Source organism: Natronococcus amylolyticus DSM 10524, assembly GCF_000337675.1.
Classification (GTDB): Archaea; Halobacteriota; Halobacteria; order Halobacteriales; family Natrialbaceae; genus Natronococcus; species Natronococcus amylolyticus.
In genome coordinates this window covers 24,814-39,945 of the sequence record NZ_AOIB01000040.1, presented here as the reverse complement: position 1 = coordinate 39,945, position 15,132 = coordinate 24,814, and the positions used below count along the sequence as shown (strand labels likewise).

The 15,132-nt window shown below is 64.6% G+C and carries 18 protein-coding genes and 1 pseudogene; 7 read left to right on the top strand and 12 right to left on the bottom strand.

Features of this window, described 5'->3' with window-relative positions; translation table 11 throughout:
• Positions 1-184, bottom strand: a 184-nt coding sequence (locus C491_RS23585; RefSeq protein ID WP_206537581.1) for a hypothetical protein, incomplete at its 3' end; no start/stop codon positions are given.
• Positions 185-228: 44 nt separating this feature from the next.
• Here C491_RS23585 and C491_RS24435 point away from each other — a divergent pair.
• Positions 229-645: a DUF7344 domain-containing protein gene (locus C491_RS24435; RefSeq protein ID WP_449289273.1), complete on the top strand. Its 417-nt coding sequence runs from the start codon at positions 229-231 to the stop codon at positions 643-645.
• A gap of 413 nt (positions 646-1,058) precedes the next feature.
• On the opposite strand, the pseudogene C491_RS20305 reads toward C491_RS24435, so the two are convergent.
• Both C491_RS20305 and C491_RS20300 read right to left on the bottom strand, forming a co-directional pair.
• A pseudogene (locus C491_RS20305) lies at positions 1,059-1,571 on the bottom strand (manganese catalase family protein); the annotation flags it as partial.
• 184 nt (positions 1,572-1,755) lie between these two features.
• Positions 1,756-3,141, bottom strand: coding sequence for an NAD(P)/FAD-dependent oxidoreductase (locus C491_RS20300; protein ID WP_005559783.1), 1,386 nt, complete (start codon positions 3,139-3,141; stop codon positions 1,756-1,758).
• Between the two features lie 114 nt (positions 3,142-3,255).
• Here C491_RS20300 and C491_RS20295 point away from each other — a divergent pair, with 114 nt between their 5' ends.
• Together C491_RS20295 and C491_RS20290 are read left to right on the top strand one after the other, a co-directional pair.
• Positions 3,256-4,224, top strand: coding sequence for a D-2-hydroxyacid dehydrogenase (locus C491_RS20295; RefSeq protein ID WP_005559781.1), 969 nt, complete (start codon positions 3,256-3,258; stop codon positions 4,222-4,224).
• A 151-nt stretch (positions 4,225-4,375) separates the two neighbouring features.
• Positions 4,376-4,807: a universal stress protein gene (locus tag C491_RS20290; RefSeq protein WP_005559778.1), complete on the top strand. Its 432-nt coding sequence runs from the start codon at positions 4,376-4,378 to the stop codon at positions 4,805-4,807.
• Positions 4,808-4,820: 13 nt separating this feature from the next.
• Here C491_RS20290 and C491_RS20285 read toward each other — a convergent pair whose 3' ends face one another.
• Both C491_RS20285 and asd read right to left on the bottom strand, forming a co-directional pair.
• Positions 4,821-5,207, bottom strand: a complete 387-nt coding sequence (locus C491_RS20285; protein WP_005559776.1) for a DUF7344 domain-containing protein — start codon at positions 5,205-5,207, stop codon at positions 4,821-4,823.
• A 158-nt stretch (positions 5,208-5,365) separates the two neighbouring features.
• A complete protein-coding gene (gene asd, locus C491_RS20280) occupies positions 5,366-6,400 on the bottom strand; it encodes an aspartate-semialdehyde dehydrogenase (RefSeq protein WP_005559775.1) in 1,035 nt (344 codons plus the stop codon).
• 208 nt (positions 6,401-6,608) lie between these two features.
• Here asd and C491_RS20275 point away from each other — a divergent pair, with 208 nt between their 5' ends.
• Complete coding sequence (locus tag C491_RS20275) at positions 6,609-6,869, top strand: hypothetical protein (RefSeq protein WP_005559774.1); 261 nt, start codon at positions 6,609-6,611, stop codon at positions 6,867-6,869.
• Positions 6,870-6,957: 88 nt separating this feature from the next.
• On the opposite strand, the gene C491_RS20270 is transcribed toward C491_RS20275, so the two are convergent.
• The 5 genes from C491_RS20270 to C491_RS20250 form a co-directional block, all read right to left on the bottom strand.
• Positions 6,958-7,149 carry a 30S ribosomal protein S17e gene (locus C491_RS20270; protein ID WP_005559773.1) on the bottom strand — a complete coding sequence of 64 codons (192 nt, stop codon included), beginning with the start codon at positions 7,147-7,149 and terminating at the stop codon, positions 6,958-6,960.
• A gap of 89 nt (positions 7,150-7,238) precedes the next feature.
• Positions 7,239-7,880: a DUF447 domain-containing protein gene (locus C491_RS20265; RefSeq protein WP_005559772.1), complete on the bottom strand. Its 642-nt coding sequence runs from the start codon at positions 7,878-7,880 to the stop codon at positions 7,239-7,241.
• Complete coding sequence (locus tag C491_RS20260) at positions 7,877-8,734, bottom strand: triphosphoribosyl-dephospho-CoA synthase (protein ID WP_005559770.1); 858 nt, start codon at positions 8,732-8,734, stop codon at positions 7,877-7,879. Before C491_RS20260 ends, C491_RS20265 begins: the two co-directional genes overlap by 4 nt.
• An 81-nt stretch (positions 8,735-8,815) precedes the next feature.
• A complete protein-coding gene (locus C491_RS20255) occupies positions 8,816-10,009 on the bottom strand; it encodes a PQQ-binding-like beta-propeller repeat protein (RefSeq protein ID WP_005559768.1) in 1,194 nt (397 codons plus the stop codon).
• 162 nt (positions 10,010-10,171) lie between these two features.
• Positions 10,172-10,924 carry a hypothetical protein gene (locus tag C491_RS20250; RefSeq protein WP_005559766.1) on the bottom strand — a complete coding sequence of 251 codons (753 nt, stop codon included), beginning with the start codon at positions 10,922-10,924 and terminating at the stop codon, positions 10,172-10,174.
• 98 nt (positions 10,925-11,022) lie between these two features.
• On the opposite strand from C491_RS20250, the gene radB reads away from it, so the two are divergent.
• On the top strand, positions 11,023-11,733 hold the full coding sequence (radB, locus tag C491_RS20245) for a DNA repair and recombination protein RadB (RefSeq protein WP_005559764.1): 711 nt from the start codon (positions 11,023-11,025) through the stop codon (positions 11,731-11,733).
• A 93-nt stretch (positions 11,734-11,826) separates the two neighbouring features.
• Here the strand turns inward: radB and C491_RS20240 are convergent, their stop codons facing one another.
• The gene (locus C491_RS20240; protein WP_005559762.1) at positions 11,827-12,300 is read right to left on the bottom strand and encodes a hypothetical protein; all 474 of its coding nucleotides are present in this window, start codon (positions 12,298-12,300) and stop codon (positions 11,827-11,829) included.
• A 196-nt stretch (positions 12,301-12,496) separates the two neighbouring features.
• On the opposite strand from C491_RS20240, the gene C491_RS22200 reads away from it, so the two are divergent.
• A complete protein-coding gene (locus tag C491_RS22200) occupies positions 12,497-13,186 on the top strand; it encodes a nucleotidyltransferase domain-containing protein (protein ID WP_005559761.1) in 690 nt (229 codons plus the stop codon).
• Positions 13,176-13,694, top strand: coding sequence for a hypothetical protein (locus tag C491_RS20230; protein ID WP_005559760.1), 519 nt, complete (start codon positions 13,176-13,178; stop codon positions 13,692-13,694). Before C491_RS22200 ends, C491_RS20230 begins: the two co-directional genes overlap by 11 nt.
• Positions 13,695-13,938: 244 nt before the next feature.
• On the opposite strand, the gene C491_RS20225 is transcribed toward C491_RS20230, so the two are convergent.
• The gene (locus C491_RS20225; protein ID WP_005559759.1) at positions 13,939-15,096 is read right to left on the bottom strand and encodes a CBS domain-containing protein; all 1,158 of its coding nucleotides are present in this window, start codon (positions 15,094-15,096) and stop codon (positions 13,939-13,941) included.
• Positions 15,097-15,132 lie beyond the last annotated feature (36 nt).

Below are 15,132 nucleotides of genomic sequence, written 5' to 3'. Positions count from 1 at the left end.
GTTTCGGGGAGTACTGGAGTGGGAGACCCTCTGGGAAATCCGATTCGCCGCCACCACTCATACTCATACCCACTAAGCCCGCACAGCAATCGCTGTGTGGGCTTTCCGTATTTATACCCCTACGCGACAGAAACCTCTCTGTAGAGCATAGCAAGTATTCAACACCCATCAGATCATCAAACATGTTTGGACCCGTTCTTATGCGAGAGTGGTGAGATAGTCGTACATATGTCGAACTCACCGAACCACGACGTTGCCTCCGTTTTTGAACTGTTGTCGCGCTCCCGATGTCGGTACACCGCCTGTTACTTTTTGCAAAACCAGCACACGTCGATTGAGCAGTTGAGCCGTCAAATTACCGCCTGGGAACAGGAGTGTCCGCCGGACGCGGTAAGCGAAGCGGAGCGCCATCGTGTGAGGACATCGCTGATACACCATCACCTCCCCCGACTCACCGAACACGGACTCCTCGAGTACGATCGCCGAAGCGGGGACGTTACGAGCACGGCGACGTTCGAGTCGATGCGCGATGAGATTAGGCGGGTGCGCACGCTCGACGACGGACCGGTTCCCGACGAGGAACCCCTCGATTCGGTCCTCTACGCGGAACCGCTAACGGAAGGATCACCGACTCCGAGCGAGTGACGACGGTGACTCGGAGTGACGCGATCGCCGAACACGACGAGTCCGATCCGAACCGTTTCGATCGATCTCGAGTGCGCTCGGCGATCGGCACTGGTCGGCGCAGTCGCTCGAGAAAACTGAGTTGTCGCCCGGAACACTAACGTCCAGCGTCATTCCGTGGCGGCGTGCCGCGTCGGCTGGCTAACCCTCGTGCCGGGCGGGGGACTCGGTCCCCAGACGTGACGGGAATCCGTCACGGTCGAGATGTTACGTGCCCGGGTTCGCCGTACTGTCATCGCACCCGAATGGGTTCGCTCGGACGGGGACTAAAGGCACGTATTTCTGCTAGGTCGCTGGAGCGTTTAAGTCTTGTTTGCGACTCCTGCTGGCAGGCGCTGGATAGCTCGGTTTTGAGACAGGTGTATCGAGAGCGGTTACCCGTCTTCCTCCTCTGGAATGTTGTACGTACTCGGATCCGGTTCCGGCGGGATTCCGGATCCGTCGCCCGGCTGTTCGGCGAGGTAGGAGAACTCGCCCTTGCTATCCGGGACAGCCCCCTGCGTCCACGGTGCTTCCGGATCCGACTGTGGGTCCCGCCTGGTCGACATGAACGAGTAGTTGACCTCCTGGTTTTCCTCTTCCTGCGGGAAACTCGCCGGAACTGGAACCGGGTCCTCGAGCGACTCGAGGGCGGCGAGCCACTGGTTCTGGTGCATCGTGTCGCGCGCGATGAGATACGAGAGCATGTCCTGCATCCCGGGGTCGTCGGTGTACTCGTAGAGACGGGTGGCGAGGGTGCGCCCGGTCCCCTCGGCCATCACGTTCGCGTAGAGGTCGCCCGCGAGGTTTCCTGAGGCGACCACGTGGCCGCCGGAGAACGGGACGCCATTGCTGTCGACGGGCATCGACGACTGGCCCGCTGAGAGGAACTGGCGCGGGTCGCTCCCTCGTTACCGTCGGTCTCGACACCTGATACGGCTGCTGGAGGACAGTTCCTGGACAGTCACGAACGGAACGCGGTTGGATCGGAAACCGGGAACGGCAGCCCGTACGGACGGTTCCGTCCTCGAGTGCAGCGGACCGATCATCGGTCGCTCGTCGCCGGGACCGACACGAGGAGTCGATCGCCGCTCAGTAGAAGTACTCGTCCTCGGAGAGCTGGACGTACCGTCCGTCGCGGTAGGAGAACTTGCGTTTCTTGTAGGCCGCGAGCAGCCTCGTCGCGCCGATACCGGCGGAGTAGGTCTGCTCGAGGATCGCCGTATCCGTGCCGGAGCCCTGCATCCCGTTGATGACTTCGAACGCCTGGTCCCAGTCGTCGGGCTCGTACTCGGCGACGATGTCGGCGAAGGCGACGTTACGAATGATCTCGTCGCCGATGGCACGTTTCCAGACCTCGTTGTAGTTCTCGAGCGAGTCGGTCGCGGCGAGACGTCCGGCGATCTTGCCCGTCCGCACGGCGACGTGGTAGCCGCCCTCGTGGAACGCCGACGTGGTGCCCATCGCGCCACCGGCGACGGCGATGTTCGCGCCGACCGGCGAGTCGATCGGTCGCGTCGAGGAGATCGGGTACGTCTCCGTCCCCCTCGATTTTCCGCGATCCTCGACGATCGGGATGTCCTCCTCGATGTCGTACTCGTCGCCGTACTCCTGTTCGAGCAGTCGACGGATGTACTCGGCTCCCGACGGAAGCTGGTCGTCGGCCGGCTCCAGCAACGCATAGGAAGCGGGATCAGAAACGTCCTCGAGGGTCATCCCGATCGGCATCGTCAGGCCGACTCGGGCGACGGTACCGTCGTTTGGGAACACCCACGGATAGGCGGTCTCGCCCGGCATGTACCCCCACCAGAACTTGAGTCGATCCTCCTCGAACAGTTCGGGGGGAAACTCCCGGTACTCCTGGTAGGCGATGTGGTTCGCCTCCGGCGGCGAGAGGTGGTCCGAGACGCTCCGCCCGGGCGGGGTAAACTGATCCAGCGCGTCGAGGGTAATCCGGCGCTGCGGGCCGTCCGCGAGGACGACGTACTGTGCCTCGAGTTGGTCGCCGTCCGACAGGGTCAACGTGTGGGTCGGCCCCTTCGGACTCGAGGCGCGCAGATCGGTCTCGAGGGATTTGACACCGGTTCCGACCCGGAGGTCGGCGCCGGCGTTCGCGGCGCGTTCGTGGAGCCAGTCGTCCATCCGGGCACGGTGGAAGGTGTAGCCGAACCTCGGGTAGTCGGCCTCCATCCCCGTCGTTGTCAGTTCGAGCCGGTTCGACGGCCCGACGAATTCGGTGGCCTCGAGTTCCTGGTGGATGACGTCGTCGGGAATCTCCCGATAGTCGAAGTCCATGATGTCGATCCAGTAGTCGAGCATACCGGCCGCGTCGGTCGAGTCCGGGCCGAGTTCGTCACGGTCCTCCCGCGGGACACCCTGTTCGAACAGCACCGTCTCGGCGCCGTGTGCGGCAGCTCGCTCCGCCGCACAGGCGCCTGCGGGGCCGCCGCCGACGATCGCGACGTCAACGCGTTCCATACTTCGTTGGGACTGGACGGGCCGTATTAAACTGTCTGAAGTTCGGATCGATCACCGGCGGCGGTACTCCCCGCGAACTGAACGCTTTTGGGGACACCGCTCGAGGCACCGGATATGCCCGCTACCGACGAGACGGATCTGCTCGTCCTTCGTAAGGGAACTCACGGAACGCCGATCGAACGGTACGCCGAGACGCTCCGGGATCGGCTTCCCGACCGAACCGTCGAACTCGCCCGCACGCCGACCGCCGAGCGCGAGCTGATCGAGGACGCCCGCTTCGTCACCGGGATGACCCTCGAGGAGGAGTTGCTCGAGGCCGCCTCGAACCTCGAGGTGTTCGCCTGCGCCTACGCGGGGACCGGCCATCTGCCACTCGACCGACTCCGAGAACGCGGCGTCAGGGTGACCAACGCCTCGGGCGTCCACGGGCCGAACATGGGCGAACACGTCCTCGGTGCGATCTTGCACTTCACCCGCCGGTTCCACGTCGCCGAGCGCAGGCAACGCCGTCGGGAGTGGCGCCACTACCAGGCCCACGAGCTCCAGGGGTCGACGGTCACCATCGTCGGCCTGGGCGCGATCGGACGGGCGACCGCCGAGCGCCTCGAGCCGTTCGACGTCGAGACGATCGGCGTCCGCTACAGCCCGGAGAAGGGTGGCCCCACCGACGAGGTCGTCGGTTTCGACGACGAGCCGTTCGAGGACGCGCTCGCCCGGACCGACTACCTCGTGCTCGCCTGTCCGCTCACCGACCTCACGCGGGGGTTGATCGACCGCGAGGTCATGATCACGCTCGATCCCGGGGCCGTGATCGTCAACGTCGCCCGAGGACCGGTGATCGACACCGATGCCTTGCTCGAGGCGCTGCGTTCGAGCTGGATCCGTGGTGCCTCCCTCGACGTCACCGACCCGGAGCCGCTGCCGGAGGACCACCCGTTGTGGAACGTCGGGAACGTCCAGATCACGCCCCACAACGCCGGGCAGACGCCCCAGTACTACGATCGGCTGGCCGATATCGTCGCGGAGAACGTTCGCCGGTTCGACGACGGCGACGACGAACTCCGGAACCAGGTCGTTCCCTAAGCGGGCGCCGATCACGGTCGAGGCTCGCGAGTTCCGACTATACCTTTTTGACTCGCGGACACCGACCGTCGAGTATGGCATTGAGCACGCTCGTTCGACCGGCGCGGCCGATTCGATTCACCACGGGTCGACCGAAACGGAGGACAGAAAGATGACGCTGACGTTCGACGGGACCGTGATCGTCCCCGCGGCGGATCCGGACGACGGCGAACGGACCGCTCGGGCGCTGCAGGGGCACCTCGAGCCGTCGAGCACAGTGATCGCCGTCAACGTCATCGAGAAATCGGGTGGCGGGATCGACAAGGCACCGATGGAACAGCGCAAGGATCACGCCGGCGACATCTTCGAGCGGATCAGGGGCGTCCTCGACGAATCCCCCGCCGCGGTCGAGACGGAGGTACTGTACGGAACCGACGTCGTCGAGCGGATTTTCGAGGCTGCCCGCGAGGAGCAAGCCGACGCCGTCGTGTTCAACGCTCGAGAGGGCAACCGGCTCGCGGAGTTTCTCACGGGCAACGTGGCGAGACGGCTGGTCAAGGAGGCGTCCGTCCCGGTCGTTGCCCTCCCACAGACGGAACCCTGACCGTCGACGGCGCCTACTCGTCGATTCGGGTCAGCCGACCCAGAAGCCCGGATCCGTTTTCACCGAGAGAGACGGCGTGCGAACCCGAGTCGACGTCGACCACGTTGGCCTCGGCCAGTTTCGGAAGGTGAACGTGGTGAAGCGAGAGCCGAACGCGGCGACGCGTTCCGATAACTGCGTCGCCGACGCTGGCGACCGACCTGCTTTCGGAGCCGTCCTCCGCAAGTACCACGTGATCTACGAGGTCGTCTACCGAAACCGGCGCGTCGGATTCCGCGAGGCGCCGGAGGACGAGACGCCGGCGCCGGTTCGCGAGGAGGTCGAACGTCGCACTCGTCTCGTCGGCGGCTTCGGCCGACGGAGCGGTCAACGACTCCGGATCGGAGATGGCGAGAAGCATCGTCCGTCGTTGGGGTCGGCCCTATTTTTGCCCCGCGCCAAACTGTGGTGGGGATCTCGTCGGAGTTTTGATACCGGACAGTCGCCGGCGAGAGTTCGGCACGACGGATACGAATAGCGGCCACAGGGTGAAACGGGAACGTCGATTGACGACTGCGACTACAGGTAACCGTTCTCGAGCAGCAGTTCGCCGTTCAATACACTCGCGCCCGCGGCGCCGCGGATCGTGTTGTGCGCGAGGCAGTTGTACTGCAGGCCGAACGACGACTCGCGGAGCCCGCCCGCGGCGACGGCCATCCCGTCGCCAAGCGAACGGTCGAGGCGGGGTTGTGGGCGGTCGGGCTCGTCGAAGACGTGGATGAGTTGGTCGGGCGAGGAGCGAAGCTCGAGCGAGGGATACGAAGCCATTGCGTCGGCCGCGTCCTCGGGTGAGAGGTCCTCGTCCGTTTCGACCCAGACGTTCTCGAGGTGGCCGTCGATCGTCGGAATGCGGTTACAGGAGGCGGCGACCTCGACGCCGTCGTGGCTGAGTTCGGCGCCGTCGAACTCGCCGAGCAGCTTGCGGGACTCGGTCTCGAGTTTGTCCTCCTCGCTGCCGATATAGGGGATCGCGTTGTCGATGATCTCCATCGAGGAGACGCCGTCGTACCCCGCACCGGAGACGGCCTGCAGAGTCGCGACGTGGACCTTCTCGAGGCCGTAGTCGGCGAGCGCCGCGAGGGTGGGGACGAAGGTGATCGTCGAGCAGTTGGGATTTTTGACCATTGCGCCGTCCCAGCCACGTTCGTCGCGCTGGACCTCGAGCAGGTCGAGGTGGTCGGCGTTGACCTCCGGGATCACGAGCGGAACGTCGTCGGCCATCCGCGCGTTCGAAGAGTTCGAGGACATGACGTACCCCGCCTCGCAGAACGCGGGCTCGACCTCGCTCCCGACGCTCGAGGGGAGCGACGAGAACAGCAGGTCGACGTCGTCGGGCACCTCGTCGGGATCGGTCGCCGAGACGGTCGTCTCGGCGACGTCGTCGGGGATGGGACCCTCGACGCGCCACTTTGCGGCCTGCCGATAGCTCTTCCCGGCACTCGAGTCGCTCGCCGTGAGGGCGGCGATCTCGAAGTCAGGATGGGGATCGAGAAGTTGAATCAATCGCTGTCCGACGGCTCCGGTCGCGCCGAGTACGCCAACTCGTACTGCCATTTTCCCGACTCTCGGGGTCGTATCCGCAAAACGGTTTGGATTTCCGCGACTGCTGCCGTCCGTCGGAGGCTGTCGGCTCGTAGACGGCCGTATAGAAGAGATTAAGAAAACGGAGTCGGTCATATCGACTGATGCAGTACTACCAACGCCGACGCGACCCAGGTACCGCAACGGCAGCGTCTCACATCCTCCGCTCGAGGTGGTCACAGTGACGAACTCGACGGCCGGCATCGGCGGCCTGTTCGAGACCCGGTTCAGCATCGGCGCGACGGTCGTCGCAGTGCTCGCCGTAGTGCTCGGAATCGTCCTCGGCGTGATGGGATATCAGGAGATGAGTCTCCCGCTCGCCGGAGAGCTCTCGATCGTCACCGGAATGGTCGGCCTCCTGTTCGGGCTCTTCTTCGGGATCGTCGCGTTCGTCGCCGCGGCCTACATGGACTCGGGCTACGGCGACGACCACGGCCACTGAACCGATCACCGAATCGGCCCTATCTCTTCGACCGGCCGACGCGACGCTATCGACTCTCGGTTTCGGATTTTCCGGGGAAGAACTCGAGTTATGCCGGGACTTCGGCGCCTTTCTTTCGCGTGACGTAGCCGGCGATGCGGTTGCGAACGCCCTTGGACTCGACGTTCGTCAGCTTCGTGACGCTGTCTTTGTTCTGTTCGAAGTCGGTCGTGAACGCCTCCGGGTACCGCTCCAGCAGGAGGTTCCCGGTCTTCTTGACGTAGGCCGGTTTGATTGCCATACAGATGGGTTTCCCGAGCGCGCCCTAAAGCCATTCGTTCTTCGGCGACACGGCGGGTGTGTCGCGAGGGATGACACTCGGAGGCGTCGTCACCACTCGGCGTGGTCGCGCACGCGCTCGAGCGCCTCGCGTTCTCGCTCGCTCCCGGCGCGATCGACGACCGAGGCGTAGTACTCCAGTCGCTCTCGGAGCGCGTCCTGGTCGTACGCCGGCACGCCCAGACGTGAGGCGGCGACGGTCGCCTCGATCACGGCGCCGAACCCGCGATCGATCGTCGGCACCGTCTCCGCGACGACGTTGGCTTCGAGGGGCCGAAGCGTCCACTCCTCCCACTCGGTTTCCCCTTCGGTTCCCGAGTCGACCTGCTCGACCGCGACGCGTACCCAGGCGTTGGCCGACTCGAGGATCGGCTCGTCGAACTCGCTGATCGAGAGCGCGGCGTCGGCGAACGCGACGGGGTCGACGGTGAACTGGACGTACCCCTCGCCCTGTCGGTGGAAGTTCCGTCGCGTGCGGGTGTTCCCCCACGTTTTCGCGGTGACGGGATCGTCGTTCTCGTCGCCGTCGCCGGCGAACAGCCCGAGCGGAGCCGCGTTCCACCGGTCGTTCGGCCCGAGTGTCGTCACGATCGACTCCGTGACGCCTGCAAGCGAGACGGGCCACTCGACGGTGTCGGGATCGACGCTTGCGTTCGTACTCGCATTCGCGACTCGGTCCGAGTGCTCGGTCACAGTGTCACCGTTTCGTGCTCGAGGGCGATGAACAGTCCGGCGGCGGTCAGATCGGCCGTCGTCCCCGGGTTGATCCCGCTGTCGACGAGTTCGTCAGCGAACGCCTCGACCGTCTCGCGATCGGTCTCGAGCGCGTTGCGCTCGACCAGGGCAGCCGCTCGCTCGGTCACCTCGGCCGCGACGGCCTCGCCGCTGCGGTTCGCGACGAGCGTGTCGGGTCGCTCCGCGAGCAGGGAGAGAAAGACCGCGGCGGTTCGCTCGAGGATCGATCCCTCGGCCGCGGCAAGCCGTTCGGCTGCCGCGAAGGAGCGTTCGAACCCGGTGACCCACTCGCGGGCGACGTCGTCGCCGGGAACGCTACGGTCCATCACGTCCAGCAGCGTGAGCCCGCGCTCCTCGAGGGTCGGAATCGCCGCCGCGCCGCGTCGAACGTCGAGCGGGGCCATCCCCTCGGGCGGGTCGGCGACGAAGACGTCGACGTGTTCGAACGACCGGTAGAACGCGGCCGCGTCGGCGACGGTCGTCCCCTCGAGGACGCCCTCGACGACGGGCTGGGAGAGGTCATCGCGGGCCGCCCGCACGAGCGGGACGAGCAATAGCAGTGCGCCGAACTGGGTGTTGCCCCCCTCCTGGACGGCCATTCCCTCGACGGCCCGCTCGAAGGCGGGACCGACAGCTGCGCCGTTGGCGGCCAGTTCGAGCCCGTCGCGGGCGCCGACGGCTCCCGCGAGGAAGTGTTCGAACCGCAGGTCCTCGAGGTCGCGGTGGCGATCGACGTTGCCCGGTTTGGGCGTCCCCGCGACCTCGAGCAACAGTGCGAGTTCGGCGGTGCGATCGGGCGCGGCTCCGTACATACAGTCACCTACGACGGCACGGGATAGAAGTACGTCCCTTTCGTCGCTGTGAGACCACTCTCGGCTCAGAGTCGCGAGCGACTACGACGACCGAACGGCAGTAAACTTCCCGTCTCTGTCGACGTAGATCGTTTCCCCGTCGACGACGGCGTCGATTGGGAACCCGTCGCTCCAGTGGGCCTCGTCGAACGCGAACGTCCAGCGCTCGCTCCCGTCCTCGAGATCGAAGCCGACGAGTTCGTCGGGCGAGGACCGCCCGCGACGGCTGTGGGCGACGACCACGAGGTCGCCGACGATCGTCGGCTTGCCGTAGGCGTGGGTCTCCCGATCGTTCCACGGCGCCTCTGCACCGGTGCTCGAGAGCGTGTATCGGCCGTGAGTGACCGCCGTGTCGCCGACGGCCGCGCTGTCGAAGGCGTCGCTGACGGTCTCGACGACCTCTCGTGAGCCGACGTCGAAGACGTCGACTCCCTCCTCGGTGGGGGTTTCGACGAACAGGGCGTCTTCGGTGGCCGCCAGCCCGCTCGCGGTACGGCCCGATTCCAGCTGATCCGTCCACAGGACCTCGCCCGTCGTCGGATCGAGCGCCGCGAGCCCGTCCGCACTCGCGCCGGACTCACTTCGTCGCTTATCGAGCAGCGCCCAGACCGTTCCGTCGGCGACGGCCACCGTTCCGTTCCTCGAGTGAAATCCGTAGGCACCCTCGACGGCCTCGGTCTCGACGTCGACTGTTTCGTGCTCCCAGCGGAGCGATCCGTCTGCTGTGTCGTACGCGCGAAGAGTTCCCTCGACGCTCACGTAAACCGTTTCGAAGGCGACGACGGGCGAGGAGACCGACTCGGCGTCGTCGAACCCCTCGCTCCAGCGAACCTCGCCGGTTTCGGCCTCGAGCGACGCGACCCCTTCGCCCGCGATGTAGACGTTGTCGTCGGCGATCGCCGGGGTTCCGGACGCCTCGATCGCGTCGGCCGTCCATCGGAGGCTGCCGTCCGCGGCGTCCAGCGAGTGGATCTCACCGTCGGTCTGCAGGAAGACGGCACCCTCGACGACCGAAGCCGGACCGCTATGTTCGTACTGCCAGGCGATCGCGTCGGGTCGTCCGATCCCGTCGCTCGAGGGGACGTGTCGACAGTTTCCGATCGTCCCACCGTGTGAGGACCAGCCCTTCGGTTCGGATTGGTCGGGGGTTACGGGGGCGTCGGGGGATTCGTTCGCGCTACTCGTTCCGACTGCTGCGAGGGCGGTTCCGGTTGCGAGCGCTGCACTCGAGACCATCACCGATCGTCTATTCCATTCACCCATACAGACTTTCATATTTTCCAACTATATGTCCTTTGTGGAATTTTGAAATTACAGTATAACTTGAGTATCTAGTAGCGAGGGAAAATGATCACTGGTTCGAGTCCGTTTGCCCGCGGCTTCGGGCTGAACGCCGGCTCAGGAGTCGGGGTCGTCGGTCGTCTCGTCGTCCCGATGTTGGATCAGTGCCTCTTCGATCGTCAGTTCGCCCGCAGCAACTCGCCGGGCCAACACCTCGTCGATCGCTCGGTTCGTCTCGCTATGCTCGCGGGCCCGATCCTTGATCATCTGCAGCTCGCCCGCGGTCGGTTCGATCTCGCGGCGCTCGACCGGCTCACCCTCGAGACGGGCGATGTTCACGGCCGCGAGCACGTCGCCCATTCCGCGCGCGCCGGTACCGAGGTAGGGTGTGGTTCCCGTCTCGTCGACGAGTTCGACGCGGACGTCCTCGAGGTCGTTGATCAGCGTCGAACTCTGGAGCCGAGCGCCGTCGCCGATCCGAACGACGGGTGAGGCGGCCTCGGCGACCTCCCGCTGAATGGCGTCGACGGCGTCGGAGAGGGGAACCTGGAACGCGGCGACGACCATCTCGCCCGCCAGCACGGCGATGCCGGGTTTCCGTCCGGGGTCGACGCCGACGATCGTTCGACCGCCCTCGCCGCGGGCGGTCGTCAACGCCTGGTCGACCGCCCGACGAGGTGCGTCCGGGTCTGCGACGACCGTCTTCACGTTCGGGAACGTCTCGGCGTAGTCGGCGCCGGTGACGACGACGGTCGTTCCCTCCGGCAGCGGCTCGTCGGGTTCGACGGTCGTGAACGCGGCGCCGCGCTCGCGCAGCTCGTTGACGACGCCGTGGTACACCTCGAAGTCTGACGTGGCGACGACGATCACGCTCTCCCTTGGAGGCCGATTCGAATAAACGTACGCGAACCACCGCCGACCGGGGCGGATTTCAGGAGGTTTTTGCGCGGTGGCGAGCAATATCGCCCGTGAACGACGAGCCGATTCCGACCGGTTGTGGGCCGATCGACGAGCTGCTGGGCAACGGGTTCGAGCGCGGGACCGTCACGCAGCTGTACGGACCGCCGGCCGCCGGCAAGACGAACCTCGCGCTGTCGGCCGCGGTCGAGACCGCTGTCGCGGGCGAGACGGCCGTTTACATCGACACCGAGGGGCTCTCGATCGACCGCTTCGAGCAGTTGCTCTCCGCGAGGGTCGACGAAGCCGAGGACGTCGAACGCGTCGCCTCCCGGATTGTCGTCGAGGAGGCGCTCGACTTCGAACAACAGGAGGAGGCCGTCCGGGACGCCGAGGAGTTCGCCGACCGCGCCTCGCTGATCGTCCTGGACAGCGCGACCGGCTTCTACCGCCTCGAGCGAACCGGCGAAGGCGACGACGGCGAGGCGCTTCGTGGGGTCGCCCGCCAGATCACTCACCTGCTCTCGCTGGCGCGCAAACACGACCTGGCGGTCGTACTCACGAATCAGGTCTTCTCCGATCCCGACAGCGATCGAACCCGCCCGCTCGGGGGCAACACCTTGGAGCACTGGACGGGCACCGTGCTCCGGATCGAGCGCTTTCGCGGTGGCAACCGCCGGGCGACCCTCGAGAAACATCGCTCGAAGGCCGTCGGCGATTCGGTCCAGTTCCGAATCACGGAGACGGGCCTCGAGGGCGGGGACGGCGACGGATTTCGTTGAACGCTCCGGGGGCCGGCGAGCGCTCCCGTGTCCGGTCTCGGCCCGCCGCTCGAGGAGATATCGGTCCGGGACCGCGAACCCCCTCAGTCAGCGTCAGGCACGACTGCGACGGAATCCAGCCACGAGGACGCGCGAACCCCTGTAGAGGACGACGACTCCGGCACCCCCGACCAGGAGCCCGAGCGCGACGACACCCCAGCCGAATCCGCCCAGCGCTGCCGACAGCCCCGCCCACGTCGCGGCTGCAAGCGCGGCGAACGCAAACGCCGTGAACAGCGCGTACCGAACGAGCGCGACGCGGGGCGACCCCCGCTCGAGCGCCTCGAGGCCGCCCAGCTGGACGGCGGCGATCTCGACAGCAATCTGGAGTCCGATCGCTATCGACGCCACGACTAACAGCAGGCCGCCGACCGGAGGGAGCTGGTGAATGCCGGCGAGCTCGAGGACGCGGCCGACGACGAAACTCAGCACCGTCATCGAAGCCGCCATCGCCGGGATTCCGACCAGCACCGCAGCACCGAGGTAGACGAGACTCGGAATCATCAGCGAACGTCGTTTGGTTGACATACGATCAGTCGTTCGTGTCATCGAAAAAGATTGTCGGTCACCGACGGAACAGCGCAGTAGCACGGTTTCACTGGTCGAGTTCGTCGTGAAACTTGCGTTACGCACAGTATCATCGACCGAGTACCGGCTCGAAGAGCGTACCAGTAGTATGCTCGTGAACGGAACACTTACCAGAGATCGAACCGTACTGCAGTTCATGAACCGTGAAGAGGTTCAGTCACCGGATGGATGTGAGGGATCATACGTTCGTCTTCCGATTCCGCTCGGTGAGCGCGAGGCGTTTCGACATCGCGCGGCGACTGACATCCTCCACGTACTCGCCGATAATCCGGATATGACCTTCTCGAACCGTGAACTCCACCGACTGACGGGAAGAGGAATGTCGAACGTGAACGCCGCCGTTCTCTCGCTTGAAGCCCTCGGTATTATTCACGTTGATCGCGACGGCAGGTCAAATGGCGTACGGATCAACCCGGATAGATTCGTTCACAGTGATGATCCGATTACCACGATTCCGCAATCCGAGTTCCACGACCCAGTGCGAACTGTTCGGAATCGGCTTGTAGACCGTATCGGTGATCGTGCAGCGATCGTGGTGTTCGGGAGTGTCGCTCGCGGCGATGCCGACCGAGCGAGCGATATCGACGTATTCGTTGTCGTCGACGATGGCCGAATGGCGGCGCAACGAGCGGCTCACGACATCGAGGAAGAGATCACGTCGGAACGGTTCGATGGAGATCGATTCGAACCACACATTGTGGTCGAGACACGTGACTCAGCAGTAACACACGACCGAATCCGTGACGTACTCGTAGAAGGGATCACACTTCACGACACCCCGGTTCTCGACGCGGTGAAACGGGAGGTGCTTGCGGATGGGACTTGAAGACGTCGTTGACGCTGTCGAGCACGTCGAATCGTTGTTAGCCGACGAAGAGACAGGCCTCGTTCAAGACTCGCTGTCGTGGCAGCAAACGGATGCTGACGTACAGCTGGGGAAAGCGTGTGCGATGCTCGGGACGTGCCGTCAGTTACGCAGCGGGACGAACAACTACGTCAGTATCGTCGAACTGTCGTTCAACGCGATCGAACGGTCGTTCCAGTTCTACTTGGTGGATCAGACTGCAGTTGAATCGTCCGATTTCCGAAAGCACGAGCAAGTGTTCGCGGACATCGAGAGTCGCGGGGTGTTCTCCGATACGGGTGTGCCTGCCCGGATCGATGCGTTCCGATCGGAACATCGTGCCCGGATCTATTACGATATCGATCGACCCGGTCGAGATCTGGCAGTTGGGATGCACGAGCTAGCTGAAGAAGTTCATTCGTACGCCGTCGAGTTCGCCGATGCACATTCCCGATGTAACTGCGGGGAGCGCCACGAAACCGAGCCCTAGCTCTACTGTGTGGCGTCTGAGGCGGTTGAGAACCGTGAATTACAGGTTTCTTTACCACCCTCCGACGTTCAGTTTGCGCCCTCTACGTAACGAACCGGCTAACTCGGAGTCGGCGCCGGAACCGAATGACAAAACTGTACTGCCAACTACCGGAACGCTCGTCGCTTGCACCGCGACATTCCGCTTGCCGATGGTGAGTGTATCGTTAGACGCGTGATCGGAAACGGTGCGTCGAAATCAGTTCCTACAGCTCGTTGAGCTTCCGCAGCAGCTGGCCGCGGTACTCCTCGTCGTTGGTAACGCCCTTCAGCTCGAGGACGTTCCGCTCGAGCTTATCGAGCGCGACGCGGAAGCCGTTCTCGGCGCCGTACCCCTCGCCGGTGCCGGCGACCTGCCCCTTGTTGGTCCGCAGGCGGATCTGACACTGCACCAGGGGAGTCCCCCGGAGCTTCTCCTTGTGCTCGGAGAACCGGACGTGGGCGTGCATCACCTGCATGTCGGCGTACTTGTCGGCGACGTCCTGGATGCTCTCGGTGATCCCCTCGCGGGTGATCGTATCGAGCATCGAGATGTTGGTGATCTGGACGTCCATGTGCTCCTCCTCGGTGAAGGTGAGCGCCCGCAGCACGTCGGTCTTAGTGATGACACCGATGACGACGCGGTCGTCGTCCTCCGGGGTGACCATCAGGCCCGCGTAGTCGTCGTCGAGCATGGTCTCGACGGCCTCCTTCGCGGTTTTGTCGAGGGAGGTCGTCCGGACGGGACTGTTCATGATGTCGTAGATCGGAACGTCGAGCATCCGGTCGGTGTCGCCGACGCGGTCGCCGACCGTCGTCTTGTTGTTCTCCCGGATGACGAAGTCGGCGATGTCGTGGGTCGTGACGACGCCCGTCAGGAAGCCGTTCTCGTTCAGGATCGGCAGCCGCGAGACGCTGTGTTCCCGCAGGTGGTTGATCGCCTTGCCGATGCCGTCTTTCTCCTGGAGCGTTACGGGGTCGGAGGTGTAGATGTCGTCGACGGTGAGCGCGTCGAGGTTCTCGAGGACCGCCTCCAGGATCGCGTCGTCGGTAATGACGCCCCACAGCTCCTCGTTCTCGAAGACGGGTGCGACCTTCGAGTTGCTCTCGATGAGCATCCGGGCGGTCTCCCGGACGTCTTCCTGGCGGTCGATCTTCGGTGCCGGCGAGTTTCGGCTCGGTTTGATCAGTGCCGCGACCTTCGCGTCGTCCTCGACGTGAGACTGGAGGACCTCGCGCTCGCTGAGGACGCCCTCGTACTCCCCGTCGTTAGTGACGATGATCCCCTTCGGGTTGCCGTCCTCGAACGTCGAACGGACCTTACCCATCCGCGTGCCAACGTCGACTTCGATAAACTCCTTCGTCGCGATATCAGCGATATTCATCGTTCAGGTCGTCCTACTCACGCCGGCGTATTTAAC

Coding starts and splice junctions, on each gene's coding strand:
- C491_RS20270 (WP_005559773.1), bottom strand. CDS start 7,149: ATGGCAATCAAACCGGCCTACGTCAAGAAGACCGGGAACCTCCTGCTG.
- C491_RS20300 (WP_005559783.1), bottom strand. CDS start 3,141: ATGGAACGCGTTGACGTCGCGATCGTCGGCGGCGGCCCCGCAGGCGCC.
- C491_RS20225 (WP_005559759.1), bottom strand. CDS start 15,096: ATGAATATCGCTGATATCGCGACGAAGGAGTTTATCGAAGTCGACGTT.
- C491_RS20295 (WP_005559781.1), top strand. CDS start 3,256: ATGCCCGCTACCGACGAGACGGATCTGCTCGTCCTTCGTAAGGGAACT.
- C491_RS20290 (WP_005559778.1), top strand. CDS start 4,376: ATGACGCTGACGTTCGACGGGACCGTGATCGTCCCCGCGGCGGATCCG.
- C491_RS20255 (WP_005559768.1), bottom strand. CDS start 10,009: ATGGTCTCGAGTGCAGCGCTCGCAACCGGAACCGCCCTCGCAGCAGTC.
- asd (WP_005559775.1), bottom strand. CDS start 6,400: ATGGCAGTACGAGTTGGCGTACTCGGCGCGACCGGAGCCGTCGGACAG.
- C491_RS20230 (WP_005559760.1), top strand. CDS start 13,176: ATGGGACTTGAAGACGTCGTTGACGCTGTCGAGCACGTCGAATCGTTG.
- C491_RS20260 (WP_005559770.1), bottom strand. CDS start 8,734: ATGTACGGAGCCGCGCCCGATCGCACCGCCGAACTCGCACTGTTGCTC.
- C491_RS24435 (WP_449289273.1), top strand. CDS start 229: ATGTCGAACTCACCGAACCACGACGTTGCCTCCGTTTTTGAACTGTTG.
- C491_RS22200 (WP_005559761.1), top strand. CDS start 12,497: ATGAACCGTGAAGAGGTTCAGTCACCGGATGGATGTGAGGGATCATAC.
- C491_RS20285 (WP_005559776.1), bottom strand. CDS start 5,207: ATGCTTCTCGCCATCTCCGATCCGGAGTCGTTGACCGCTCCGTCGGCC.
- C491_RS20240 (WP_005559762.1), bottom strand. CDS start 12,300: ATGTCAACCAAACGACGTTCGCTGATGATTCCGAGTCTCGTCTACCTC.